The organism is Streptomyces poonensis (genome assembly GCF_014650915.1).
Taxonomy (GTDB): domain Bacteria; phylum Actinomycetota; class Actinomycetes; order Streptomycetales; family Streptomycetaceae; genus Streptomyces; species Streptomyces poonensis.
The window spans coordinates 20,594-47,564 of the sequence record NZ_BMVW01000024.1; the positions used below are offsets into that span (position 1 = coordinate 20,594).

Here is a 26,971-nt window from a genome sequence, read left to right on the forward strand (position 1 = left end):
AGCACAAGGCCGGACGGGCGGAGGCTATCGGGAACCACGGTTGGCGCGGATGTGACGGTCGGGGCTGGCTGGTGCCCGGCGCCGGCCTGTCAGGAGATCTGTTCGTATAGGGCCCCCTCTGCCTCCCGTAGCTCGCGCTCGACGGCTTCGGTGAGGTTCGGGTTGTCGATGAGGACGCCGAATTCGACGTTGTTGTTCTCTGCGCTCCAGGAGAAGTTCGCGCTGGTGACCAGGAGGAGGTGGTGGTCGATGGCGAGGAACTTGGCGTGATTGCGGACGTATCCGCCGTCGAATTCCTTGGTCCGCCATACCTCGGCCGGAGCCAGGTGGGCGGCTACCTCTGTGGTCGAAGGAGCCCAGTGTTGTCCGCTGCCGTCGGCGGCCCGGGTGTCCATGTAGACGCGAACGGCGACGCCGTCGCGCTGTGCGGCCGTCCGCAGTGACACCCAGAGTGCCGAGCTGCGCTGGAAGTTGAAGGTGGAGCAGGTGATCGCGTGGCGGGCGCTGTCCACGAGGCGGGTGACTGAGGTGGTGAGCGGCCCGCTCTGGGCGAGATGTCCGGGCATGGTCCACAGCGGTGACAGTGTGGTCGGAAGTGCCCGTGCCCCCTCGATTGCCCGCAGGACTAGAACCTGCTGATACGTCGCTCCGGCGTCTCGGGCCACCGCCTCTAGTAGCCGCCGGATCTCTGCTCGCTGGCCGACCGCGACGACCTTGAGTGCGGTGGTCAAGGTGTCGCCGTCGGCCAGGCGGTCGGCTATGTCCTTGGCCTCGGTTCCGGTCAGGAGCCGCCCGAGCTGGCGCGGCGCGTCCGCGTCACTCATGGGCCTGGAAGAAGCCGAGGTCGCTGCCGGGCAGGTCGAGCAGGAAGCGGCGGTCGAGGAAGCGGTTGGCGCGCTCGCAGGAGGTTTCCGAGGCCATGACGCAGCAGTGGCACGCGGCGCCGTGGAGGAAGTCCTCGGGATCCTGTGGGGTGCGCTTGGAGCAGATGGGGTCGGAGGAGCAGCGCGTGGCCTTGCGCAGCGCGCTGCTGACGACCCGCTGGAGGCGTGTTGGCTCGCTGAGCTGTACGAGGCCGCCGAGGGTGCCGTCACTGTCGGATGCGGTGGTGCAGATGAGAAGGCCAGCCGCGGGGTTGCGGCCTTCGTCGGCGGGCCATGCGTACAGGCGTTCGCTGAGGCTGGCGGCTGAGTAGCCGCAGGTCAGGGCAAGCTCGCGGATGAGGATGTGGGCAAGGGTGTGGACGAGCCAGTAGCGCGGGGGCTTCAGGCGGCTGTCGGGGTCGATCTGGCCAGCGGTGTCGGAGAAGCGGCGCTCGAAGTTTCTGCGGTGTGCCTCGCGGTGGAGCTTCCACAGGTCGGTGTCCAGGACGCGCTTCTCCCATGCGGCGACGGCGCTTTCGTCGAGCTGGAGGAAGATGCCTTCGCCGCGGTCCTCGGTGGCCACGGTCCATGTCGGTCGGGACGTACGCGTCAGTGGGGCCAGGCGGCGCGGGAGGTCGCCGACGCGGTCCATGTCGTCGATGCGAGTGAAGCCGACCAAGGCATTTACCTTGCGGAGGCGTTCGACCGCGAGCACACGGGTGATCTCAGGCTGCAGGGTGTCGCCCCGGTTGCGGGTGGCGAGGGTGAGTCCGCTCTTGGGGTCCTCGACGCGGGTGCCGACGATGTCACGCAGCAGGTAGCGCCATTCGGGGACGAGGAGGTCGACTGGGTCCCAGTCGCGGAGCTTTTCCTCCTGCTCGTCCGGGGTGTCGGTGGGGGCGGAGGCGGCCTGCAGGACCTGCTCCAGGCCGTGGTCGGAGAGGCTGGTGACGTCGACGCCGCCGTCCATGCCGAGCAGGTCTCTGATCAGGTCGAGGTTGTCGCGGTATTTGGCGAGTTTGTCGCCCAGCGCGGTGCGGACCCGGTCGGCGAGGTCGCTGGCTTTCTCCTCCTGGGATTCCGGCATCACGATGATGGACTGGGTGGCCGGGAACCACAGGTTGGAGGCGCCGACGAGCATCAGCCGGGTCTCGTTGCGGCAGCCCTTGGGCTCGAAGGCGTCCAAGTGGGGGTGGCGTCCGCGGCACTGCGGGAGTTTCGCCCTGCCAACCTCGCCCTGGGCCTCGTTCATGGGCCGCCGCATGTCGCAGGACGCGCAGTGGATGACGGCCGAGGCGCCCTTGCCGGCGGTCCGGTCGACCATCTTCAGGACGGGTAGCTCCGCCTGGGTGCACGGCTGTCCGCGGTGCACCCACAGGTCGTACGGGAACTCGTCCAGGTGTCCGTCGACGCAGGCCAGCAGATACCGGGCTGGGATGGCGGTGCGGCGCATCGGCTTGCGGGTGCCGGCGCCCGCGCGGCCCGTGCACTTGGCGTGCTCGAAGACGGCCAGGTCGGTGCGGAAGGGGTGCGTGTTGCGGTAGTCGAACTGGGTGAGTAGTCCGAGCATGTCGCAGCCCGTGCAGCGCAGCCATTGCGGGAAGACCCGGGAGGGGACTCCGAGGTCGTTGCCTTCGGCGGACCGGCTGTGCTTCTTCGGCTGCCAGGGATACGGCCGTAGCTGCACGTCGGGGGAACGCAGCATCATGCGGACTACGTCACGCAGGCGTGGGGCGTGGATCTGCGGGGGTGCGGAGTCGCGGCGCCGCCAGATGCGGTCCCAGTCGTCCAGGCCGGTGGGCATGATCGTGAACTGCGGCAAGTCCATGATCGCGCCGGGGCCGTAGGTGTAGAGCAGGGAGGAGGGGCGGGCGGAGCCGACCTTGGCACGGTTGTGCTTGGTCGCCTTCTCCGCCTCCTGTTCCAAGTCGCCCAGCGGGTCGACGGCGTGGGCGACGTCGTAGACGAAGCGCGTCTCGTCACTCACGAGTTGTCCTCCGGCATCTTCCACTGAGGGGCATGGTCAGGTGCCCGGTACACCAGCCGCTCCTTGATCGGGCTCACCAGGAGGTTGATCTCCGGCTGCACCTCGCGCATCGAGTTCGCCACGATGAACGGCGCGGCGTCACGGGTGTCGATGCCCGCCTTGGCGTTCTCCGCGCTCATCATCAGCGCGTCGTGCCGACCGTCGTCCAGAACCCTCTCGTACACCAGCGACTTACGGTCCTCCATGAGGCTCTTGCGTCGCTTGCCCCATTGGTCGAGCCGGTTCTCCAGGCGTAGGCGGGCGCGGGTGGCGGCATCCTCGTCGCCGGCTCGCGCGACGCGTCGGACGAGGGCGTCGATGAGTTCGCCCGCGAAGTGCTGCTCGGCCTCGATACGGGCCGCCCCGTCCTCCGGGGACAGCCCCTGGCCAGCCTTCGCTGCCTGCAGGACCCGGGCGGCGCTCACTAGCACGCCATCCAGGCCGCGCTCCAGAGAGGTCACCGAGAACGGGGTCACCGACAGCGCCTCCACCTGGGCGTAGAACGTCTCGTGGTAGTGGCGGAACTGCTCGAAATGGGCGAGGTCCCTCGGCCGCGCCCAGTTCCCGAGTGCGACCACCAGCCCCGGCCGGTCCGCCGTACGGCCGACACGGGAGGACGCCTGGATGTACTCCGCGGTGTTCTTCGGCTGCCCGACCACGAGCATCAGCCCAAGGCGAGTCACGTCCACACCCACCTGGAGCATGGAGGTGGCCAGAACCACGTCATACGGATTGACCTCGCGCGTGGGCTCCGGCTTCTTCGCCTCCCTGAGCGCGCGCCGGTTGCGCTTGCCCGCGGTGGAGTCGAAGCCCGGGTCGAATGCCGTCGCCATCTGGTCCAGGGTCGCGGTGATGTCCGCGCTGGCCACGCGCGAGGTCAGCTCGGCGACGTGCAGCGAACCGTAGTCGGTTCCGGTGCGGCGGGGGAGCTTCGACCAGGGGCGGCCCTTGGCGAGCGCGGTTTGAATGTCGTCGCTCATGTATCGGGCCATGCCGGCGAGTTCACGGGTGGCGCTGAAGTAGCCGACCAGGGTCATGTACGGATCGGCCGCGCGGCTGGAGCGGTCGAGGAGCAGCTGCCCGGCGGCTAGGAGAACCTCGGCGACCCGGATCTCCGCTGTGGTCAAGCGCACCCCGGTGGTGCTGATCCCGACGTACCGGCGCCCCGGGTGCTTCTCGGAGACCGGGATCTCCTTGGAGAAGTAGGTGTTCCCGGCGTCCAGGACCTGTGGCGGGAAGATGGTGACGTCGCGTCCGTACAGCGCGCGCACCTGCTCGGAAGCGTTACGGGCGGTGGCCGTGGAGGCGACGAGCAGCGGACGCACCGGGCGTCCCTCCTTGGTCCGCCAGTCGGTCATCGCGTCGATCGCCACCTCGAATAGGCCCACCGTCGTGCCGAGTGCCCCGGTGATCAGGTGCAACTCGTCCTGGATGACCAGGTCCGGGGGTCGTAGCCGCGTGGCCGGGTGAAGGGCGGCCGCCGGCCAGCCGTCCTTCTTGGGGTGCTTGCTGCCGTCCTTGATGTCGCACTGCTGATAGTCGGGATGCACGAATCCGTGCCGTTCACAGCGTCGCGAGACATGCCCGAACAGCGAGGCGGCCTCGCCCTCCCGCGCCAGGCGGGCAAACTTGTCCACGGTGGCGATGACGAATGCCGGCGCGAGCCGGTAGATCTCCTCGTCGACCGTGAGCACCGGCAGCCCGTCCGGGACCTCACCGCCGTCGGCGAACGGGCAGTCGGCCAGCTCGTCCCCGCAGTACACGTACACCCGGCGCAGCGCGGGCTCCGTGCGCACATCGCGCGCCTCGACCCGCGTCCCGCACCACGGGCAGCGCTGGATCTGCAGCACCGTCAGGCGATACCCACGACCCCCATGGGCCTTTTGCAACTGCTCGGCGGCCTCGTCGTACCGTTTCGGGCTCACATCGGTGCCGACCCACAGCCCGATCCGGAACGGCTCCTCACCCCACGTCGCCACATCATCGCGCCGCGCCAGCTCCGCCGCGCACACCAGGGCGGTGGCGCGCTGGAACTGCTGGGCGGTGAGCAGGCGCAGCGTGTACCGCATGAGGACGGCGACCCCGGACCGTCCGTCCAGCGGACCGTCGAATGCATCCACGAGGCCCTGGCGGCGCCGGATCGCGAACGTGTAGGCGGCCAGACCCAGATACGCCTCCGTCTTGCCACCACCAGTCGGGAAGAACAGCAGCTGCGCCTTGGCCAGATCCCCCGACCGCTTCTCGGCCGCCGGGTCGGACAGCAACGGCAACTGCATGAGCACGAAGGCGAGCTGGAAGGTACGCCACGAATGCGCCAAGGCCCCCTTCTCCGCGAGGATCGCCTCGCGAGCCTCGTCGATGCTCTCCTCCGGCCGACTCGCCCGCCTTTCCGCGACCTGGGATTGGACGCGCTGATCGGCCATCACCCGGTTCATGAACCGGAAGCAGCGCAACGCCTCCTTGTCCCCGAGGAGGTGCTTCAGACCCTCCTCAAGCTGGCGTTGCACCCGGCGCGCCTCGGTGACCGCGTCCAGGCCCTCGGACCGCAGATGCTCCGGAAGAGCCTTGGCCCGCTGCTCTTCGCCGTCCAGCCAGGCCGTGTAACCCGCGACGATCGGCTCAAGACCCGTACGCAGCTCGTCGATCGACACCTCCTGGAGCCGCCGCATGTCCAGCAGAGCCGCGCCGATCTCCTCGGCGGCCGTCTGCGGCGTCTCACTCACCGGCAGCCACGTCGTCCACACCTCGCTGGCCCTGCGCGCCCCCTCGGCTACCTTCCAGTCCACCGAGCAGGTCCGGCCATGGGCGAACTCCAGACGGTTGCGGTACTGAAGCCGCAGGCGCCGCACTTCGTCGTCCGGCTCCTCGCGCGTGTCCAGGAGTACGTCATTGACCGGCAGGAACGCCTCAGCTCCACCAGCCGACACCGACAGCTTGGTCTGGTACAGCCACGCCTCGACCGGGATCATCCGAGGCGTCTCCCGGTCGTTGCACAACGCCACCTCGATCAGTCGGCAGTCACGCTCGGAGTCGTCGTATCGATCCACCCGAAGCAGGACCTTGTCCTTGAGCACGATCTCGCTCGTACGGGACGGCTTCAGGTCGGCAACCTTGATCGCCTTCGCTATGGCGTGCGGGGTGCGCTGGAAACGACGGAGCGCCGGAGCCGGTGCCGCGCCCTCGCCGTCTTCGGTGCCCTCGCCACGCTTCTCCTTCACCGGCTCGTACGTACCCCACGAGGCGGTCACCGTGAACTCGTCGAGATCGTCAGGGATCTGGAAGCGCAGCCCCATCGACGCCGGGATCATCAACCCACGCTTCTGCGGCTGGTCCTCTACCTCGTCCTCGTCCGAACTCGCGCTGCTGTCGTCGACGGCAGTGAGCGGCACACCCCGGCTCTCGGCGGCGTCCACAGCGTCACCCACGTCGGTCGCAGCGTCGTCCGATCCAGCCTCGCCTGGGTCGTCCTGGCCGGCAGTGAGGCGCACGGGTGCGATCCGGCCGATCAGGTACGCCGAGTCGGGGACACCGTCAAGGACCTCGTCCGGGCCGTTCGCCGGGCCGAGGAGCTCACGCTCCAGAATGTCGACCAGATTCTCGCGGGCCGTGCAGGAACGGTCGTCGGGTTCGCGGGCGAGACGGTAGGCCGGGGCCTGCGGGGCACCGGCTGAGGGCTGGGCACTGTTGTGCCCCGGGGTCGTCACTCGTCATCCTCCTCGTCCTCGGTGCCCTCATTGTTGCCGGTGGGGCTGACAACGCCCTGCGAGGCGGCACGACGATGATTCTCTTCGAGGAGGCGGTCGAGGATCTCCACCCGAGCGGCAGGGCACACCGTCCAGCGTTCCATTTGGCGGTATGTGTGGAAGCCGTGCTCCAGCGGGACGTCATCCCAGCCGTAGGCCGCCATGACTGCTTGGTCGAGCTCGACGTGGATCTGGCGAAGGCGGGCTACATCGGGGTCTGCGGCGTCGGAGATGGCGGGGTCGTTGACCAGATTGTAGAGCTTGGTGAGGCCCAGGTTGCGGCGGAGCATGATTTCGCGGCGCTCGGCGTGGAGGGTGCGGCCGGCATCGGCGAGCTCATCTGTGGCTCTTGGCTGAGGGAAGGTATCGAACACATCAGACGGCGTGTACCGAGGGTCATTTCGCATGCCCGACCCGTACTTGATGGCCCAAGTTTGATGCAGCGAAGACGACAACACCGCCTGAACTGCATAGGATTCCGTAGCGAACACTCCCAACATGTGACTACAGACTTGTTTCGCTGAGACACGCACCGGCATCACTGTCTTGCTTACCAGAGCGATCACGAGCACTTCGTCCAGGTTTGTGATCGCCTTGCGCATCGCAGGGCGTTTGTCTGCGTACTGCCACCACCGGTCTCGCAGCACCTTCCGGTTGACCTTCTGGCGATCAGCCTTAACAGACTGGAGTACACGCTCATAGGGAAGTGGGTATTCCTTCGCCTTCTCTTCGGTGCGGTCGAAGAAGTCGATAACCCATCGTGACGGCGAGCTATCCGGACGGGAATTGAGATCCTCACCATTGAGGTAGGGGAATAGAACGTCCTTGTTCCGTGGATCGACCTCGATCCACGCTGCGGCTTCGTCGGGCTCCAGGACGAATCCCATGCCCAGCACGTAGCAGCCGATGTACGCAACTCCCTTATTCTCCACCAACTGGACCGGATGACCGTCTACCTGGCCGCCCGGTTCCAGCAGTGTAGAGACCCGCTTGACCTCGAGGTCCCCCTCAACCTCGGCGACGATCCGGGGCACCGCCGAGTTGATGTCGGCCCGACTGCCCCACACCGCCGAATACTCCAGATTGGCGCTAGCCGCAGGCCATGACCGGCTCTGGATGGCGCGGGTGATGGTGAAGTCCTGCGAGACCAGCTGGTCGAGGCCGACCTGTCGGGTGTCTCCCTGAGCGACCGTGTTCGTTGCGATCAGCCCGAGCCCACCCCGCCGTGATAGAAGCTCATGCGCGCGTAGGAAGAAGTACGCCACCAGGTCCGCGCTCCCCTTCCTGCCTCCTGCTAGCGTGTTGACGAACCAATCGCGGACATTCGTTCCCACTGATCCGGTGAGCTTCTTCCCGCCCAAGAATGGTGGGTTCCCGATCACCGCATCGAACCCGCCCCTCCCCATCACATCTGGCACGGCCAGAATCCAGTGCAGCGGCTTCCAGCGTTCGTAGTCCGTCGTCACGGTCGGCGTGAGGCCAGCCTGCTTGATGCCATCGAGCATCGCCCGGTCCTGGTCAGCCTCTCCGCCGTCGACGGGGTAAGCGCTCTCGACCGCTATGCGGAGATTCTCGTAAGCCGCCTTCAACTCCTTCCCGGGCTTTCCGCCCCACCGCAGCCCCGCCGCGATCACACCGTCCGCGACGTCGGTGAGCTGCGCGGTCAGCTCCTGGTACCGGCGCCACTGCCGCCGCTTGGTGGCGGCCGAGCGCTGTGGGTCGTTGTCGTCGACCTCGGTGGCGAGCTGGCGACGCAGACGGCTGGCCTGGTCCAGGATGTCGTCCACGTCCAAGGCGAAGATGCTGAGCTGGTTGCCGGCCGCGGCGGGGTCGATGTGGAGGCGACGTAGCTGGTCGGCGTTGGTCAGGCCGAGCAGGGCGTTGCCGTGGAGCACCTTGTCGTCGACAAACGAGAACGGGAGCTTCGGGTCCAGCGACACCAGCCACAGCGACAGCTTGCACATCTCCACGGCCATGCCGTTGATGTCGGCGCCGTACAGGCAGGTGGCGACGACGGTCCTTATTGCGTGGACGTGCAGGTCGTGCGGTGTCCTTCCACGTGCTTCGCCTTGGCGCTGCCATGCTTCGACGAGCCGGTCGGCGAGGTAGCGGGCGGCTGCGACGAGGAAGGCGCCGGAGCCGCAGGCGATGTCGGCGATGCGCAGGTCGAGGATCTGGTCGGAGTCGATGGGCCGCCAGGCGTCCTGGTCGGCGGTCTGGTGTGGTCCGGGCGAGTAGACGAGGGGTTCCAGCGCGTAGCGGACGACTTCCTCGGCCAGCGAGCGGGGCGTGTAGTGCGCGCCGGCCGAGGCGCGCGAGGGGGTCTCCACCAGCAGGACGCCGCCGGGCTCGACCACCAGCGGTCGGTTGCGCAGGTCTCGGCGGATGATTCCGATGTACGGGCGTAGTCGGTTGCGCAGTTCGGGGTCGTCGGTGACGTCGCGCAGGGCGATCTCGGTGTCGTCGAGGGTGTCGCCCGTCTTCAGTGCTTTGGTGAGGGCGGCTTTGCTGGACGGCTTCGCGGCTGGCTGGTGCTGCTTTATCCAGGCGAGGATCGCGTCGGCCAGCGCGGTCTCGGTGTGCTTGGCCTGGCTGAGTTCTTCGAGGGTGGCGAGGGGGATCTCGGGTTCGGATCCCGCGCTGCCGGTAAGTCCGACGATGATCTCTTCGGCGGGTTCGCAGGAGTAGCCGAGCAGACCCTCGTAGATGTAGCCGATCTGTTCGACGTCGATGTCGCGGAAGGAGATCCGTCGTGCTCCGCCGGGCAGCTGGGCGATCTGGACGGCGCGCAGGACTTCGAGCATGACGCGGTCGCTGACCGTGATGGCCAGGGTGTCCTGGGAGTCGCAGGCGGTGAGGAAGGGGAAGCGGGCTGGATCGAAGAGGGAGCCGCCGTACTCGGGCAGGCGCAGGTCCTCGAAGCTTGCGCCCCGGTACAGGGCCTGGGAGGTGGCCAGGAGCCGGTGCCAGGTCAGGAACGTGGCGTCGAGGGCCTGTTCGCCCTCCTCCTTCTCGCGGGCGTCGAGGAGGTCAAGTTCGTCGCTGATGCCGTATCCCATCGCGAAGAGGCGGCTCTGGGGCAGCAGTCCGCGTTCTTCGGCGAAGAGGAGGAAGACGAGGCGCATCATGACGGTGACGGCGGCCTCGTAGACCTCGCCCCTTGCCGCCGGCAGCGGGTCGGGCTCGCCGCGTCGCTGTGCGTCCAGGGCGCCTTCGGACAGGGCCTGGACGATGAGTTCGACGGCGCGGCGGACCTGGGTGCCGAGCGCTTCGGTGATCTTCTCGGCGGCGGTGACGGACTCGCCGAAGAGTTCCGTCAGTCGGTCGTGCTGTTTGCCGCCGACCAGGCGGCGGCGCTGGAGGAGTTCGATGAAGGCGTTGCGGGTCTGGGGCTCTTCGATCCAGGTCTGGGCGTCGACGATGCCAGAGGCGACCATGGTCTGCGGGCGGGCGCTGACGATCGCCCACCAGCGGCCGTCGGTAACGACGCCGATGGGGACGCCGGAGGCGCGCAGCAGCTCCTCCATGCGGTCGATGGGGCTGGCCGACCAGCCGTCGGTGAGCGGGTCGCGCAGGGAGTCCGTGGGGTCGGTGATCAGGACGAGGGCCCCGGTGGTGCCGCCGTGGACGAGGGCGCCGTCGGCGCGCACGGTGACCGTGTAATCGGGTGAGCGGATCTCGGCGGCGGCCGGGGCGGGGACGGTGAAGGAGGCGCCCCAGCGCAGGCCCTGGCGCAGGACGAGGTCGACCCAGGTGTTGCGGGCCTCGCGGTACAGGGCGAGAGCGGCTTCGTCGCCCGGGTGCTCGTCCCAGTTCTCCCATGCCTTCTCGAAGGCGGGCTTGGCGTCCTTGATGGCGTCGAGCGCCCGGGAGTCGGGCTGGGGGATGCCCTGAGGGTAGACGCGTTCCAGGGCGGGAACGGCGAGGAAGGGGCCGTCGGCGTCGACGAGTTCGAGCCAGGCGCGGTGCAGGCCGGCGGTGGTCGGGGGGTAGCGGCGGCTCATGCCTTGACCATTCCGTTCTTCGCGTCTTCGGGGGTGAGGGCGAACACGACCGCGGCGGCGGATACGTAGGGCCTGATGTCGCTGTAGCGCTCCTGGATCGAGGCGATTTCGCGCGTCTCCTCGTCGTCCAGGCTGTCCAGGCGCTCGTTCATGTGGTGCAGGTCCCGGCGGCGCTGCTTCTGCTGGTCATCAGTGAACAGCAGCTCTTCCTCGGCGCGGATGGCCTGCTCCAGGCGGTCACGGGAATCGCGCAGGTTGAGCCGGAAGGCACCGAAGATCTCGTGGGCGCGCTTGATGTCGGCGTCCCGGCGCTGGGTGAGCGCCTCGGTGACCTTGTCCTGGCGGCTGGCGCTCTTGCGTTCCATCGCGGTCAGCAGGCGTGTGCGCAGCCGGGAGCCGTCGTCGTTCCACTGCTCGGCGAGGTGAGCACGTACCTTCTCATCGGCCAGGAGCAGATCGGCGGAGTCGAGGGTCTCGTCGAGGACCTGCTCGACCTTGGACTCGGCAAGGGCCTGACCACGCAGCCGGACGCCGGTAAGGAACACCTCCTCATGCAGGCGCAGCCCGCCGCGTCCGACCAGGACGAGCCGGGAGACGGCAGCGACACAGGACTCGGGAAGGCCGGGGGCGATAACGGCGGTGACCCGGTGCACCGGAGAGTCCGTGCTGAACAGCGCGGAGCGCAGGGTGCGGGTGGCACGTTGCATGAGGGCGTGCCCGAGGTGGATGTGCACCAGGTCGGTGCGCTGTTGTGCGGCCTGGTCGTCGAAGGTGATGGGACGCGGGACACCTGGCTCCAGGCGGGTGTCCAGGCCGCGCAGGGCCGGCTGCCAGGAGCGGCCGAGGTTCGGGATCTGGAAGACCTGCGCCTCGGTGCGGTCGTCGCCGATCTCTACGAGCGGGGGCTGAGAGGTCAGGGTGAGCGCGGTGTCCACCACCCGGCGGGCGTTCGCGGGCGTGAGATGCATGGCCGCCTTGCGCTCGTCGTACGTCTCGGAGAGCTTGGTGAGCTGGCGGTTCAGCTCCATTCCGCCGGCCAGCACGCGGGTGATTACCTCGTTGCCGTCGTCCGGCGCGGACAGCCGGGCCTTGCGCACCGTACGGGTGGGGGCGAAGTGTTCCTGCACCTCGCCGTCGATGACCTGGTTGACCTTGCCGAGGTCCTTGGTGGCCTGCCCAACCTTGGTCGCGATGATCCCCATGAACTTCATGTCCGCGTCGTACGTCGTGGAGCTGGAGACCGGCACGAAGTGGAAGATCTCCGGGTGCTTGGTCTGCCCGTAACGGTCGATCCGGCCGATGCGCTGCTCCAGGCGGGACGGGTTGAAGGGGATGTCGAAGTTGACCAGGCGGTGGCAGTGGGTCTGCAGGTCGATGCCCTCGCCGGCGGAGTCGGTGGCGAGCAGGATGCGGACCGGGTGCTTGTCCGGGCTCTCGGTGAACCGGGCGCGGATCTTCTCCCGCTCCTCGGTCGGGGTCGAGCCCTGGATGACCTCCAGTACGTCGTTGTAGCCGCGCTGCCGCAGGACGCGCTCGATCCATTCGAGGGTGGCCGCGTACTCCGTGAAAACCACGACACGTTCGTTGGTCCAGTGGGTGCCGTCCGGTCGGCAGATCGCGGCGAGGAAGTTCAGGAGTTCTTCCAGCCGGGAGTCCGGCTTGTGCTCATAGCGGCGCCCCCACTCGATGAGCGAGGCGATCTCGCTGCTGGTGGCCGCGACCAGGGGGTCCGAGCCCTTGGAGTGGCGCAGCGCGGTGAACTCGGGGTGTTCGGCCGCGCCCTCCTCCTCGTCGGACTGGCCGCTGCCCAGCACCTCTGTGTAGTACTGGTCTTCGTCGTCCATCCGAAGCTGCCAGTCGCTCCCGTCCGCGCCCTCATACAGCTCAAGGGTGCGGGCGAACGACCACGGGCTGGACAGGAAACGCTTCTTCAGTAGCATCGCGACGATGTCGCCGCCCGACCCCTTGCCGTTCGCCCGGGCACTGTCCTCCAGTAGCCGCTCCAACCTCCCGAACTGCTGCTGCTCCTCCTCCGACGGCGTGAATGGGAGCGTCTTTAGCTTCCGGGTCTTGAACCCCTTGTCCGGCAGATCGGTCTTCAGCCACCGCACCATCACCTCTTTCAGCGCCTGCTCGTCGATGCTCGCGCCGCGGGTGAACCGGCGACCGTCGATCATCTCCAGGAGGGCGGTGAAGGACTCCGAATAGCCGTTGTGCGGCGTCGCGCTCAGGAACAGTCTGTGCTCGCACGCCTCGGCGAGCCGCATCGTCGCCGTCGTCCGCTTGCTGTCCACCGCGTAGCCACGCTGTCCCGGCGCCGTCGTCGGGCTGGCCGGCGCCACATGGTGTGCCTCGTCGACCACCAGCACGTCGAACGCGTACCGCCTGGCCGTGCCCGAGCTGCGCACATCGGCCAGTACGTCGCGCAGCAGGCGCTGTGCCCGCAGCGACGGCAGCCATGCCATGCTCACGATCACGCGCGGGAAGAGCCGGAACGGGTTGGCGTTCAGCCCGTGGCTTCGCCGAACTTTCGCCATCAGCTCGCTGTTGACGATGACGAAATCGAGGCCGAACTTCTCCCGCATCTCGTCCTGCCACTTCAGCGACAGGCTCGGCGGGCACACGATCACCACGGACCGCGCGCGGTGTCGCAACAGCAGCTCCTGCACGACGAGCCCTGCCTCGATGGTCTTGCCTAGGCCGACGTCGTCGGCGAGCAGCAGGTTCGTACGCGATGACTGAAGGGCCCGGCTCAGCGGCACCAGCTGGTACGCCTCCACGTTCGCGCCGCTGCGGAAGGGAGCCTGATAGGAGTTCGCGTCCGCCGAGGTGACCGCACCCCAGCGGACCGCGTCCACGAACGCAGCGAGTGTGTTCGGATCGTCAAACGCCTCCGCACGCACAGTCTCCGGAAGGCCCTGGTTCGGGGCGACGGTGTGCCCGACCTCCAGCTCCCAGACCACCGTCAGCTCTTGCCCGAGCCGGTCCTCGTCCAGCGACTGGAGGCTGACCACATGGGTAAGTCCCGGCATGCCCTCGTCTGCGGGGCTACGAGGAAGGCCCTGCTTCTGGATATCGGACACGGCCCAGGTGGAGCCCCGCACCTTGACGACCTGTCCCGGCTCCGGGACCGGCGGAACGGCCGCCGTATTTGGGGTGCTGCTCGCCGATCCCTGCGGATACTCCGTCGCCGTCGCCACCTGGGCAGACTCCTTCACCAATGCCGTCACTGCCGGAGCGTAACCACCCAGGCACATGGAGATAGCGTCAGGCCGCAGGGGGTCACAGAAACACCAGTATCTCCGACCTGGCTACGGCCCGCTGCAAGTCCTCAGGACTCGCGAACACCGTGGTCAGCGGATTACGGAAGGGTCGTCTTGGCCAGGGCTCGTCAGTGCGGGCTTCCGCCCGCACCCCCGCGCGATCTCGATCAAGACACACTCGGGCTGGGTTCCCCTGGTGGGATAGATGCCTCCCTGCCCTCGATCGTCACCTTCTATCCCTCACCCATGGGGCGGGACCTCCGGTGGTGTACGCCGCCGGGGTCAGCGGCGGCCGTCAACAAGACGTCAAGTGCGCCAACTGGAGTCGACTGAAAGCTGGTTGTGGTTGGTCGCTTCCTGCGCGAGGCGCTGGCCGGCGGTGAGTAGATCGTGGGCCTGTGTGGACAGGGGTGCGGGCAGCCAGGCAGTGAGCGTCTGGGCACGGTCGTCGGCAACGAGAGCGGAGGGCGTGGGGGTGTGGCCGAGGAGGAGTCGGTAGAGGTCAGTTGCCGGTTCAATCGGGGGGAGGCCGTGCTGGAGGGCCGTGAGGGACGCGCGAGCAGGGATGGCCAGGCCGTCGGCGTCGAGGTCGCCGTAGTAGAAAATGCGGTGGATGCCGGATAGCTCTGTGAGGCGGCTGACAGAGGCTTCGAAGGAACGTCCGGCCCCGAAGGCGATGAAACGGATGCGGCCGGGCTGCTTGGCGATCAGGTCGTGGAGGGTGGCATAGGTGTCGCTGTTCTCCACGACCAGAAGGGTGTCGCCGTCGCCGAGTTGGTGGTGGGCGAGCGGGGGCGGCTGGCGGTAGGTGGCCAGCTGATCGAGGGTGAGGCGTCCGGGGGCGAACAGCGCGCCGGAGATGAGGGCGTCGAGACGTTTCTCGTCGCGGAAGATCTCGTAGGACCGCTCGCGCAGCGGGATCGGCGTACGCCGGTCGGGGGCGTTGCTGCTGTCCCGGAACCAGCGGTTGCACGCCAGGAGGTCCTCGGTCTGTGCGGCGGTGAGACGGGCAGTGTAGGCCCAGTCGAGTTCCGGGCGCCACGAGACGGGTTCACGCGGTGCACGCGGCGTCGCCTGGGTGGTGGCGGGCAGGCGTACTTGTTCGGGCAGGCGTGGTCGGCCGGCGTCCCAGTGGGCTCTGCTGGTGGGCAGGTTGAGGAGGCGGTGGTCGGCGAGTTCGTGCAGGAGTGTGGCGAGCGCGGTGCGCGCGTGCTCGCCACTGGCCAGGCCGGGCAGGGCTGCGCTGAATGCTTCGACGAGGGTGGCGCGGGACACGGTGGCCTTCTCGGCCCGGGCCTGCAGCGCGGCGCTGAGGCTGGCCGCCGCGGGTGACAGTGGCGGGAGCGGAGGGGGAGAACCGGCGGTCATTGAGCGGGGGTCTCCTTCGTGTACAGGCGCGCGGAGTGGAGGTAGCCGGACGGGACGGCGGCGCTGTCGTCGGGGACGATGCGAGGGGAGGGGACGAGGGCGTGACGGACGCGATCGTCGAGGCGGATCAGGGACAGGCCAGCGCGGGCTTCCGCGTCGTTGCGCAACGGGATGCACATCGGGAAGCGGGCGGTGACCTCCTCGTCGCTCAGGCCGGTGGTGTAGATGAGCTGGATGCCCAGGGCGGCGGCCATCTCGAACTGGAGGTCGACGAGGTAGGTGGCGTTGGCGCGGCCGATGGGGTTGTCCAGGAGCAGGAGCCCGCCGTTGCGGGTACGACTGCGGGGGCCGGGTGAGGTGCGCAGCGCGGCCAGGGCGCAGTAGAGGAGGATGGCGCCGGTGAGTTCCTGACCGCCGGAGAAGGTGGTGCCCATCTTCTCCACGGGCACGCGGGTGATCCGCTGGGCGGCGTTGGGCTTCATGACCTCGGCGGTGAATCCGCGCGGTACGGCCTCCTTGAGGCAGCGCAGGACGACGTCGATGCCTTTGAGTTTGCGGGTGCGGGGGTTTTGGGCGAGGGCGTCGACGGTTTCGCGCATCGAGGCGGCGAGGGTCTGCTGGTCGGGTTTCTTGTAGCGGATGGTGAGGAATTTCTGTCCGGCCCAGGGGGCGTCGCCGTCGGGGAAGGCGGAGAAGCGGCTGGCCTGGTCGAGGCGGTGCAGGAGATCGGTGACGTGGGCGCCGAGCTGGGAGGCGAGGGCGTCGCGGGTCTTGGCCATGGCATCCAGGTCGCTGGTCAGTGCGGCGATGCGGGAGCCGAGCGCCTGGGTCCAGTTCTCGGCCAGGTCGGGGATCTTCGCGCCGCCCAGGGCGGAGATCTGCGTGCGCAGCGGGATGTCGAGTCCTTCGAAGCGGACGTCGGCGGCTTCCTCTTTGAGGCGGCTGACGCCGGTTTCCAGAGCGCGGTCGGCGTCGCGGGCGGCCTGGTGGCTGGTGCGGTATTCCTCGGTGGCCTGCCGGGCCTCTGTCTCGGCAGCCTCGGCGGTGCCCGGATAGGGCTCCGCGGCGGCGGGCAGGCCGAGACCGTGGGCGGCGCTTTCCAGGCGCGGCAGGACGGACCGGAACGCCGCAAGGTCGCGGCTGCCGTTGGCCTGGTTGCGGCGGGCGCCGTTGTAGCGTTCGGACGCGGCGCGCTCCGTGGTACGGGCTTCCTCCAGCTCCCGTGCCGCGCGGGCACTCAGGGCGGTGGCATCCTCCAGGGTGGTCGGCGTCCAGGCGGCGGCCTCCTCGCCGGTCAGCGGTGCTGCCGCGGCGGCGGACTTAAGGTGGTCGGTGCGGACCTTCAGCTCGCTCTCCTTGTCACGCAGTGCGTTGAGCCGGTCGTCGAGGTCGGTGAGCTGTCCGTCCAGGTCGCGCAGGATGGCGTGGCGTTGGACCTCGTCGGTGGCCCGCGGGTCCGCGCTGAACTTCTGGGCGAGCGCCTGAATCGGCCCGGGCACCTGGTTCCATTCCCTCTGGCACGTCAGAAGGTGTTCTTCGGCGCGGGCGGCGCGCTGCTGCTGGTCTTCCCCGACCTGGACGGCGCGCAGCTCGTCCAGGGCCTGCTCGTAGCGGTGCTTGAGCACGGGGAGAGGCTCGTGCGGTGCGTCGGGTTCGATAGCCGCGTCGCCGCCGGGCGGGGCGGGGACGGCCCGACGGCTCTCGGCATGGCTGTCAGCCTCCTGCCGGGCGGCTTCGATGGCCTGGGCGCGGCGCAGCAGCTCCGCTTCGGCCCGCTTGCACGCGGCACGCAAATCGTCGGTTTCGGTCCGCCACTCCTGGCACTGCGCGGTCAGGGCGGAGATGCGGTCGCGGGCCTGGCCGGCCTCGGTCTCGGCGCCGGCCAGTTGCCGGAGGACGTGCAGGGCGCGCTGGGCTTGACCGGCCCGGTCGACGAGGACCTCGTACGCCTGCTCCGCCTCGTGCAGGGCGGAGTCGTGGTCCTCGGCCGCGTCGCGGGCCTCCTGGGCGGCGGTCTCGGACGCGGCGGCGATGGTCTGCAGGTCGTTCAGCTGGGCGAGGCGGTCGGGGACGGGCATCTGCGCGCACGCGTCAAGCCAGTTGGCGAGGTGCCGCTCCAGCTCCCGGGCCTCCGCCAGGCGCGCATCGAGGTCCTGCAGCTGGCGGGTGGCGGCCGTGATGCGCGCGGTGACCTCGGCTCGTTCGCGTTCGGCGGCGTCTTCGTCGTGCAGGGCGGGGGAGGGCTCGATTACGAAGCGGTCGTCGTCGCAGGAGCCCGGGCGCAGCAGGCGCTCGCCGGTGCCCACGGTCACGGCGGCGGCCGGGAGGGGACGGGTTTGTTCCATGTGGCGGCGAGCGGCGTCCAGGCCATCGGCGCCGCCCACGATGATCCCGCCGACCAGGTCGGGGTGCGCGCGGATGACCTGAGGATGGGCGTCGGCGGGCACGTTGTCGTGCATCCACCGCCAGCCGGGCCAGGCGGAGATGCCGTGCGTGACAAGGTCCTCACACAGGCGCCGCACGGCAGCGCTGGCCGGGTGCAGGCCCCCGCTCGTATCGAGCACGTCGAGCAGGTCCTGGTCCTCGCGCAGGCCGAGGCGGGTCCCGGTGAGCGTGGTCTCCAGGTTCGCGATGCGGCGTCCGGCGGCCTCCCCCAGCACGGTGGCATGCTCATGGAGCCATTCCAACGCGTCGACGGCGCGCAGCTCGTCGGGCGTGGCTTCGAGGAGGTCGGCGCACAGCGGCAGGGACTGGACCGCCGTGGCCTGCTTGCGCAGCCGGTCGGTCTGGGCGAGCGCCGCATCAGCCGCGGCACGGTCGGACAGCGCCTGCCGCTGCGTGTCGGCCAGGTGCCGGTGCGCATGGTCCCGCCCGGTGCGGGCAGTCTGACGTGCTTGTTTGGCCTCGTCCATGAGCTGGTCGAGGTGGCGGGTGTGCGCCTCGGCGCGGGCCGCGGCGTCCCCGGCTAGTTCGTCCGGCTCGACGAGCCGGTCATGGCGTGCCCGACCCAGCGTGGTGGTGAAGGAGTCGATCTGCTCGCGGAGCGTGCGGAGATCGGCCTGGGCCGCGCCGGTGTCTTCAAGGAGCTGTTCGCGGCGGTGCTGCCACTGCTCGATATCGGTCTCGGACTGCTGGTTGGCCTCGGCCAGTCGGCGGACCTTGTCCTGGGCGGCGGCCTCGGCGCGGGCGTACCCAGCACGGAGGTCGGCTGCTGCCTGGTGGACGGCCCGGAGGTAGGGGGCGGCGGTGCGCTCTGCCTGGCTGAGGGCTTCCTGGGCGCGGGTGTGATCGTCCACAGCATGCGCATGGCGTAGCGCCACCGGGACCGTCTCCCAGCCCGACTTTTCGGCTTCGGTCTCCTTCTTGTCCTGCTCGGCGCCGCGCTGCTTTGCCCGGACGGTGGCCAGTTCGAGGGCGCTGGCGTGATGGCGTACGTGGTGCACGCGCTGCTCAGCCCGCTCGGCTGCCCGCTTTGCCTCCTCGTGCGCTCGGTAGGTGTCCGTGATGGCGTCGGCGTGGACCGTGAGCGCGTCGGACAGTTGCTGCTCGCGGAGCTGGACAGTGGCGGTCAGGTGCACGAGCCGTTGCTGCGCGCTCTCGGCGGCGTGGGCGGTCTTCTGCCGGGTCTGGTGAAGGATGGCGACCTCCCCACAGGCTCGCTGCATGGTCAGGGCGAACTGTCGTTCCTTGTCCCATGCGGCGCGCTGGTCGTGGGCATGGGCGTAGGAGTGGAAGGCGGTGCCCAGCTCGGCGTACTGGTCGTCGTCGGTGGCCTTGCGCAGCAGCCAGTCCACAAAGGCGTCGGATGTGGTGGTGGTGAATGCCGCCGCCGCGTCGCTCTCCTTGGCGTTCATCCGGCGCTGCACGTCGAACAGATCGGGCTGCAGGCCCAGGGTGCGCTGGTGTTTCTCCCATCGTTCCTGGCCGTCCTCGATGCGCAGCTCCAGGGCGTCGACGCGGCGCTGTACGTCCCGCAACTCGGTGCAATAGTCCTCGAACGGCAGCCAGTGCCCGTCGCGGTGGAAGGGCAGACGGTCGGCGTCCAGGGCGGCGGCCGGGTGGAAGCTGTAAAAGCGGCGGTGCAGTTTCCCCTCGCGGTCCGGCGCCAGGATCTGGGCGGTGACCAGCAGGCGTCCGGTCCTCGCGTCGGCCCATTCGAGAACCACGTGAGAGGGCTGTGCCAGGGACACCGTGAAGTTGCGCAGCGTCTCCACATCCTGGTGGCGGTGCGGGATGGTGGTGCAGGTGATGCCGGTCAGCAGTACGCCCTTGCCGCCGCCGTTTTGCAGCATGATCAGGTTGGCCGGGGCCGGGCGGTGGGTGACATGGCCGGCGGCCGGGATCAGCGAAGCGGTTTCCACCTCCGGGCCGGCGCCGGAGAAGTCCAGGGTGACGTCTTCGTACCGTGCGTCGACCGGGCCGAAATTGCGCAGCAGAATCCGATTGAGTTCATACATGGCAGGCGTCCTTACGGCAGATCAGTGGGCAGCGGCGAACCCGGCAGGGTGTCATCGGCACTCAGAGCGCTGTCTGCCGCCGACTCGGAGGTGGTGGCCTGGTCGCGGGAGGGCAGGGCGGCCACGCCCAGGGCCGCCAGTTCCCGCAGCATGTCGCCGGCGGCCTGGTCGCGGATCTGCAGCCGGTACTTGACGCTGGTGGCGTAGGTGCCGGCGTCCTCGTCGCTCACCTTGCGCACGAAGCCGTGCTCGGCCAGGTGGGTCAGGGCCCGGCGCACCAGGGAGTAGGTCACCGTCCTGGGAGTCTTGTCCGCCCGAGTGGTGCCGGTGGCGTTGCGCCGTAGATAGGCCCGCCACAGTCCCTCCAGGCCGGGCTGGTCCGCCGGGGGATCGGTGTCGGCGTCGGTTTGCGCAAGCCGGTGCTCGATGGCCCGGGCCAGGGAGCGGACCTCCTCGTCCACCTGCTTGACCGAGACTCGGGTGACGTACTCGTCGTCGTCGAGGTCCTCGGGCCGGGGGAAGGCCAGGGCGGCGATGGCGAGCTGGGCCAGCAGATACAGCGGCCGGTCGGCGGTCTGAGGGACCAGGTCGGCCACCGAGACGGCGAAGTCGGTCTCCGGGGTGGTCCCCAGAACCAGGCCCGGCATGCGGTGGACCTCCAGCACCGTCAGGTCGAAGCCCTGGGCGATCTTCCGTACGATCTGGGCGAAGTCCGGTTCGGTCTCGAAGCGCCGGACGAGCCGCGCGTACTCCCCGGAGCGGGCCGGTGCCTTGCCACGGGCCAGGGCCAAGGCGACCATCCGGGCGGCGTCCGCAATGTCCTCGTGCTGGCTCACGCGCTCTCCTGGTCACGGTCGGGGATGGGCGTCACCGACGACAGCCGGTTGTCGTCGGTGGGGGCATCGGATGGTCCGGGTGGGACCGAGGGCTGCGATTGGGCGCGGATCAGCAGGAAGTCGCTGCCGCCGAAGCGTTCGTCCACCAGCTCGGTGCCGTCGTCGAGAGCCACGACGGCAGGCTCACCGACGGCCAGTTGACGCACCGGCACCCGCCGGAAGAGCTGTTGCACGCGCATCGCCAGGAGTGCGTCCGTGCCGGATTCAGGACCCATGCCGGAGCCGGGCAGGCGGGCGGAGCCCAGCAGCGCGGACAGCCGCACTCCCTGGTCGGTGGCCGTGTCCAGCAGGGCGTCCACCGCCTCGTGCTGCGCGTCGGTGAACAGGGCCGTGTGCTCGCTGTCGCCTGGGTCGTCGTCCTGTGCAACCGGTACCAGGTCCCCCGCGGCCGATTCGCTGACGCGGGCCAGGGCCTCGAAATAGTCCGGCAGATACATCACGCGGGGCTGCTGCGGGCCCAGGACGGCCCTGGTGAACGCCTCCAAGGGCTCCAGGCAGGCATCCAGGGAAAATTCCATCACCGGCTGCAGGAGCTGCTCGTGCATGTGCACCCGGGCGTGCAGCGTCGGGGCCACAAACACCTGGCGGTCCTGTTGGCGCCGGTACTCCGGGCCGACCTTCAACAGCATGTCGATAAGCACCGAATGCCGTTGCATGCATTCGACGATCAGCGCCCCCAGCCCCTCCAACTGCCGACGCTTGTGCGCGTCGTCAGTGACCTCCAGCAGCTGGTCGACTCGCTCCTTGAGCTGCTGCTCAGTCGCGGAGCGGCTGCGGACGTGCTCCAGGGCATCGTCGACGGTCTCCTTGACCTCAGTATCCCAGTCCACCGCCCGCACGTTCCGCTTCATCGCCTCGATGCGCCCATGGATGTCCTTGGCGTAACGGATGCTCTGCAGACGGGCCGTGTGCGCGATCTGCCACGCCTCGCCGATACGGGCACGCTTGAGCAGCGCCTCCAACTTGGCTTCAGCAGCGATCTGTTCGGAAGCGATGTCCACGTCGATGGCATGCACCAGCACGGTGATCGCCGCATCCGTGGCAATCAGCGCCGCCTGCCCCACATGGTCAGGCACCTCCTTGAGGATCTGGAACGACGTCATACGGGTCTGGAACCCCTCGTCCATCACGCTGCCGATCGCGTGACGGAACGCCCGGTCGCGCTCCTCGGTGTTGATCAGCCGTTCGATCACCCAGCGCGCGACGGCCCGGTACTCCTCAGCCGGGCGTCCCGGCAGCTGCAGCGCGGCGAACTCGGACACATGGTCCACCACCGTCTCCTGGCGGACCGCCGTGCGCATGTCCGTGCGCAGCGTGACGACATCGATCGCAGCCAGCGCCAGCTCAGCCAGGCGGTAGCCCTCCCACCCCCGCTCGGCCTTGGCCTTGCTGCTGTCGAGCGCCAGTAGCGGGCGCACCACCGCCAGCGCCTTCATGCGTGAGGTAATGCTCTCGTAGACCGCCCGTGGTTCCTCAAAGATCACCCCGAAGGCTCCAATCGCCCTTTTTCCACTTGGAGGTCACGCTAAAACGCGGCACTGACATTTGCGCTGGGACCGAACCAGAACGGCCGACAGTGAGAGGGGAGAGAGGCGCGCAGCTCCCGTGCGAAAGGAGCCATGCATCTGCACGGATCTTCCCCGCCCGGACCGGTTGATCGCCTGGCGGCCTCGGGGGGTACGCACGCGGTGGATGCGATCTGGGATCGGCATGCGGGACAGGCCGGGGGTGATCTCGGTGGTGATGCCTTCGGCGTCGAGGGCTTGGGTGGCCTGGTCGGCCCCGTAGGGCTTTTCGTGGTCGATCCGGGCCAGGGCCATGGTGTGTTCGTCGAACTGCTCGAAGCCGCGCGCGGCGAGCATGGCTTGGGCGGTTCGGTGGTGGGTGCCCGTGAGGGAGGCGGTCACGGCGCTGGGGTGGGCGGGGTGGGTGTCGAGGCGGACGTGGACCTTGAGGGGGCTCTGGTGCATGGGGTGTGCTCGATTCGAGCCCGGGGCCCCTGCCGTGGGTTGGCCGGGCCCGGAGGGTGAGGTCATCGGTGGGTGCGCGCGGCGGACAGGGCTGGCCGGTGTGGTGGGCCGGCCCGGGGAAGCGGCGCGGATCGTGCGGGTGCACTTGTGGTGGACGCGGGGGTGGGTGAGGTGGCGCGGTTCCAGCGGGTACGCAAGGCGTTGAGGTCGGCCAGGGCGCGGCGGCTGCCGGTGATGAGCTGGTAGGGGGTGTTGGCGGGATCGTCGGTGTAGGCGGTGATCCGGTCGGCGACCGTGTGGGCGCGGGCGAGGAGGGCGCGCTGGAGGATCTTCTCGCCCCAGTACTCGGGGGAGCCAGCGGGCGTGGAGACCAGCGCCATCAGGTCGCGGGGGGTGAGGGCGTCGGTGAGGAGTTTGTGGTGCTGGGCCTCGCCGAGGACGGTGATCGGGTCGACCACGTCACCGCGGTGGACCAGCGCCGTGACGGACTGCCAGAGCGCGGCGTGCAGTGGAAGGATGAAGTCCTCCGCGGCCAGCCACCGCATCTGCTGCACATTCGCCGGGTAGGCGGTGGCGGTGGCCAGGAGGAGACGTTCTTCGTCCAGTTCCTCCTCGCCAGCCTGCCGTGGGACATCCCCGCTGTGTGTGGTGCGGGGGAGGGAGCCGGGGTGTGGGGCGAACTGCCCGGCGAGGTCGTCCAGGACATGGCCGAGGGCGTCGGCCTGCATGAGGGTGGCGGCTGCCGGGTCGGGCCCGGCTGGGTCGGTGGCGGTATGGGCGAGGCGTTCGGCGTGCAGGCGCAGGGTTCGGCGGGCGTGGTCGGCGCGGATCATCCGAGTGTAGGCCGCGGTGTGCTTGGGCTGTGGGCAGAACTGGATGAGGGCGTGGAGGTAGGAGGCGTTCAGGCCGGGGGCGTGGGGGCGGGCACGCTCCAGGACTTGGTTGAGCCAGGCGGTGTCCTTGGCATGGTCGTCGAGGCCGGGCGGTGGAAGGGTGCGGATCGCGGTGAACAGGTTGGCGTGGGCGTGGTTGTCGAAGTGGTCGGCGGCCAGGGTGCCGGTGTCGGCCAGACGTGCCGGTTCGAGGAGGAGGGCGCCGAGCAGGGCCTGTTCGGCGTAATGGACCGGCTTCGGCGCCGGGACGCGGTCGAGGTCGTCTTCCTCGTCGGGATCGGGGGTGGTGTAGGGCATCAGGCTGCGAGGGTGAAGTCGTCGGGGTTGAAGGGCTTGTCGAGGAGTGGAGCGAGCAGGTGCGCGGCCATCTGCGGGGGGACGGCGTTGCCGATCTGGGAGAACTGCTGGCCCTTGTTGCCCTGCCACGGGTAGTCGGCGGGAAAGGTCTGCAGGAGGCCGGCCTCCCGGGCAGTGATCCGGATCGGCTCCGGCACCGCCGGCGCGTCCGTGTCGTTGGCCAGAGCCGACACTGGTTCGGCAACCCAGGTGCACTCGTTCGCTCGGTGTCCGAAGAACAGCGTGCCTGCCGGCTCGGACAGCGGGCGGACGGTGGCGTTGGCCTGGTTGTTGCTGCGTAGGGACCAAGACCATCGCTGTGCTTCGGCGGTGAAGGTCGGCGCAGGGGCGCTGGCGGCGCGGTTTTCACGGGTGCCGTGCTTGGCAGCCCAACCGGCTCCTTCGCGGCGGGACTGCAGGACCACTCCGTCCGGCTGGGGCACCCAGGTGCCGCGCTCCCGGGCGTCGGACAGCGTCTTTCGCGAGCCGGAAGGGAACGGTTCGGGTCCGCCGCCGGGCCCTCCGCCAGCGCAGACGGTCGGGACGGGTCGGTCGGTCGCGCCCCATCCCAGGGCCTCGGCCATGCTGACCCAACGGGCACGGCCCGGACCGAACAGGGATTCCGGCTCCTCGACCTGGGAGTGCGTCGGCGTGGGAGGCTGTGCCGTACGGACCCGGGAGGCGACCAGGATCGCCCGCCTTCTCGTCTGCGGGACGCCGAAGTCGGCGGCGTTGAGGATCCCGCACCAGACCGAGAAGCCCCATCCGCGCAGGACGGCCGCGTATTGCTTCCACAACGGCAGGACGTCCGGAACCTCCTCCGTAGCGACCCACTCAGGCTCGCCGACCGTGTTCAGGGCCTGGAGGTAGCGCATCGGCTCAGCCGCCAGCAGCGACCGCTCGTCACGGCAGGCGGCGAGGAGGCGTTCGCGGGTGTCCCGCCCGGCGGCCAAGTCCTCGACCGCCGCGTGCACCATCGGCTGGTCCACCAGACCGAGGCGTTTGCCAGCCATACTCCACGCCTGGCACGGAGGGGAAGCGATCAGCCCACTCGTGCGGCCGATAAAGGGCCCCGTCGGATACATCGCCACGTCGGCCCGGATCGTCAACTGGCCAGCACGCGCACGGGTCTTGCAGGCCCACTCGTCCCACTCCAGGCCGACATCGCGCACTCCAAGGACACCCAGTGCTCGGCTCCAGCCACCCGGCCCCGCGAAGAGGTCGAGTATCACGTGGCCAGCCCCAACTTGTCCCGCTTCGAAGCACCCGCATCCCCGCGGCAAGTGACGAGGCCATGCTCGGGCCAACATCTGTCCTCGGCGCCCGTCTGCACTTCATCGGCTTCGTCCAGGCGTGTCCTGCTCATGCTGCCGATCCAAAGTCGGCTTGGCTGGGTGCGTGCTTCGTGATTGCACGGGCAGTGATCGCCGTGGAGGCACGGGCAGAGGCGGCGGCCAGTTCGCCGGCTCCGGGCTCGGCGTACCAGGGGCGCAGGTCGAGCATCGCGGCGCGCATGCCGGTGGCGAAGACCAGAGCGGTGCCCTTGGGCAGGGCGCGGATCGCATCGGCGGGCAGGATCCGCTCCTGCCGCATCGACACGGACGTCGACTTCCCGGACTCGGACGTTGAGGTGGAGGTCGTCTCGACGTCGTGGTCGCCGATCAGCCGGGAGAGCTTGTCGGCGAAGTCGGGATCGTCGATGCCGGATCCGATGATCTTGACTGTGGCTGCCGACCACATGGCGTCCATGCCCGCGTCTCCCCAGACCTTCTGGCCCTGGCGGTAGGACTGGAGGATGGTGATCGGGATGATCCCGCGCGAGCCCAGGTGGGAGTACAGGTCCGGGAGGTCGCTGATCTTGCAGACGTTGGCGGCCTCGTCGAGGATGGCCAGGGCGGGTGGGTCGAGGCGGCCGCCGGCGCGTTCGGCCTGGGCGGTCGCGGCCCGCATCACGGAGTCCGCGCACGCCGCGATCAGCGCGGAAGCGCCGCCTCCGCCGTCCTTCGACAGCAGGTAGAGGGTGTCGGTGGAGGTGACGAACTCCGAGGGCCGGAATTCGGGGACGTCCTTCTGCGGGGTGACCCAGGCGGCGATCTCGGAGTTGAGCAGGGCGGCGGCGTACTGGCGGGCCGTCTCGTAGATGCCGTCTCTCGTTTCCGGCGGTCCTTCCACGGTGCCCTTCAGCTGCGCGGCGACGGCGGTGAAGCCGTGGTCGCGAAGGATGTCCAGCGGGGTGCGGTCGGCGGGGAAGGCCAGCCACTGCATGACATCCGTGATGGGCCGTTCGTCGAGGGCTGCAGCGAGGAAGAGCTGGGACAGGATGTTGCTGCCGGCCTTGGACCAGAAGTCACCCTGCTGGGAGGCGTCCACCGAGGCGGCGAGGAAGTGCCCGGCCAGACGGCCGGCGCCGTCCAGCGTCTTGGCGTCGGCGAGAGGGTTCCACCACATCGAGCGTTCGGCGTGCGCGATCTGCTGCGGGTCCATCGACCACACTCGTCCCACCGCGGCGCGGGCCTCCAGGGTGGTGGTGTACGCGTCGCCGGCCGCCTTGTTGGAGGTCAGCAGGACCGGGCCCGGCGCGTTGAGGATGGACGGGATGGCGAGTGACGTGGTCTTGCCGGACCGCGGGGCCATGATCGCGACGGCGACGTCCTCGTACCCCATGCGGACTTCGTGCCTGGTGCCTTGCAGGTTACCGAGGAGGACGCCGGTGTCCTTGGCGTCGATGCGCTTGGCGTTCTTCAGGCTCGGGCGCAGGGAACGGGCCTTTTCGGTGATCGCCTTGGCCATCAGCGGCTCGATGTCCCGGGCCTTGGCCATGCCGGTGATCTTCTTCCGGCCGCCGCTGCGGTTCTTGTGCCGGACCCACAGGAGGGCGGCCACGGCGCCGAGCGCGAGGAGGAGAGTGATCGGGACGATCCGTGCGCCAATCAGCAGGGAGGTTTTGCTGGCCTGGGGCCAGAGCTGGTCGGGGTGGAGCAGGGCGGCGGTCGGCTGATACGGCGCCCAGGCGCCTGCGGTGAGGTAGGCGGTGATGTTGCCCGACAGCCAGGCCAGGTGGGACAGGGGGACGAGGACGGCGAGGACTCCGAGGAGGGCCCGGAAGGCTATGTCGTACCCGTCGGTGGGGTTGTTCGAGGGAGGAGGCAAAG

General features: G+C 69.1%; 13 protein-coding genes. All 13 read right to left on the reverse strand.

Annotated elements, in window-relative coordinates:
- Positions 1 to 89 precede the first annotated feature (89 nt).
- Entirely contained in the window at positions 90 to 824 is a 735-nt protein-coding gene (gene drmC, locus IE242_RS34785; RefSeq protein WP_189866644.1) for a DISARM system phospholipase D-like protein DrmC, read from the reverse strand.
- Positions 817 to 2,850 carry an MrfA Zn-binding domain-containing protein gene (gene drmB / locus IE242_RS34790; RefSeq protein ID WP_189866646.1) on the reverse strand — a complete coding sequence of 678 codons (2,034 nt, stop codon included), beginning with the start codon at positions 2,848 to 2,850 and terminating at the stop codon, positions 817 to 819. The genes drmC and drmB overlap by 8 nt, the downstream gene beginning before the upstream one ends.
- The gene (gene drmA, locus IE242_RS34795) at positions 2,847 to 6,593 is read right to left on the reverse strand and encodes a DISARM system helicase DrmA (RefSeq protein ID WP_189866648.1); all 3,747 of its coding nucleotides are present in this window, start codon (positions 6,591 to 6,593) and stop codon (positions 2,847 to 2,849) included. The genes drmB and drmA overlap by 4 nt, the downstream gene beginning before the upstream one ends.
- Positions 6,590 to 10,636, reverse strand: coding sequence for an Eco57I restriction-modification methylase domain-containing protein (locus IE242_RS34800; protein WP_189866650.1), 4,047 nt, complete (start codon positions 10,634 to 10,636; stop codon positions 6,590 to 6,592). Before IE242_RS34800 ends, drmA begins: the two co-directional genes overlap by 4 nt.
- Positions 10,633 to 13,866: a DISARM system SNF2-like helicase DrmD gene (gene drmD / locus IE242_RS34805; RefSeq protein WP_229859857.1), complete on the reverse strand. Its 3,234-nt coding sequence runs from the start codon at positions 13,864 to 13,866 to the stop codon at positions 10,633 to 10,635. The genes IE242_RS34800 and drmD overlap by 4 nt, the downstream gene beginning before the upstream one ends.
- A 339-nt stretch (positions 13,867 to 14,205) precedes the next feature.
- Entirely contained in the window at positions 14,206 to 15,267 is a 1,062-nt protein-coding gene (locus IE242_RS34810) for a Wadjet anti-phage system protein JetD domain-containing protein (RefSeq protein ID WP_229859859.1), read from the reverse strand.
- The gene (locus IE242_RS34815) at positions 15,264 to 19,724 is read right to left on the reverse strand and encodes a coiled-coil domain-containing protein (protein ID WP_189866652.1); all 4,461 of its coding nucleotides are present in this window, start codon (positions 19,722 to 19,724) and stop codon (positions 15,264 to 15,266) included. The genes IE242_RS34810 and IE242_RS34815 overlap by 4 nt, the downstream gene beginning before the upstream one ends.
- Before the next feature lie 11 nt (positions 19,725 to 19,735).
- Positions 19,736 to 20,560 (reverse strand): hypothetical protein, encoded by an 825-nt coding sequence (locus tag IE242_RS34820; protein WP_145870778.1) that lies wholly within the window; start codon positions 20,558 to 20,560, stop codon positions 19,736 to 19,738.
- Complete coding sequence (locus tag IE242_RS34825) at positions 20,557 to 22,104, reverse strand: hypothetical protein (protein WP_189866654.1); 1,548 nt, start codon at positions 22,102 to 22,104, stop codon at positions 20,557 to 20,559. Before IE242_RS34825 ends, IE242_RS34820 begins: the two co-directional genes overlap by 4 nt.
- A 36-nt stretch (positions 22,105 to 22,140) precedes the next feature.
- Entirely contained in the window at positions 22,141 to 22,527 is a 387-nt protein-coding gene (locus tag IE242_RS34830; RefSeq protein WP_189866656.1) for a hypothetical protein, read from the reverse strand.
- Positions 22,528 to 22,652: 125 nt separating this feature from the next.
- Positions 22,653 to 23,780 carry a DnaB-like helicase N-terminal domain-containing protein gene (locus tag IE242_RS34835; protein ID WP_189866658.1) on the reverse strand — a complete coding sequence of 376 codons (1,128 nt, stop codon included), beginning with the start codon at positions 23,778 to 23,780 and terminating at the stop codon, positions 22,653 to 22,655.
- Positions 23,780 to 25,051 (reverse strand): DNA cytosine methyltransferase, encoded by a 1,272-nt coding sequence (locus tag IE242_RS34840; protein WP_229859869.1) that lies wholly within the window; start codon positions 25,049 to 25,051, stop codon positions 23,780 to 23,782. Before IE242_RS34840 ends, IE242_RS34835 begins: the two co-directional genes overlap by 1 nt.
- Before the next feature lie 130 nt (positions 25,052 to 25,181).
- Positions 25,182 to 26,969 carry a type IV secretory system conjugative DNA transfer family protein gene (locus IE242_RS34845; RefSeq protein ID WP_189866724.1) on the reverse strand — a complete coding sequence of 596 codons (1,788 nt, stop codon included), beginning with the start codon at positions 26,967 to 26,969 and terminating at the stop codon, positions 25,182 to 25,184.
- Positions 26,970 to 26,971: the final 2 nt, after the last annotated feature.

What these genes read in the sequence shown, in the direction of transcription:
- IE242_RS34835 (WP_189866658.1), bottom strand. Translation starts at nt 23,780, where the DNA reads ATGCCCTACACCACCCCCGATCCCGACGAGGAAGACGACCTCGACCGC.
- drmC (WP_189866644.1), bottom strand. Translation starts at nt 824, where the DNA reads ATGAGTGACGCGGACGCGCCGCGCCAGCTCGGGCGGCTCCTGACCGGA.
- IE242_RS34810 (WP_229859859.1), bottom strand. Translation starts at nt 15,267, where the DNA reads ATGACCGCCGGTTCTCCCCCTCCGCTCCCGCCACTGTCACCCGCGGCG.
- IE242_RS34815 (WP_189866652.1), bottom strand. Translation starts at nt 19,724, where the DNA reads ATGTATGAACTCAATCGGATTCTGCTGCGCAATTTCGGCCCGGTCGAC.
- IE242_RS34800 (WP_189866650.1), bottom strand. Translation starts at nt 10,636, where the DNA reads ATGAGCCGCCGCTACCCCCCGACCACCGCCGGCCTGCACCGCGCCTGG.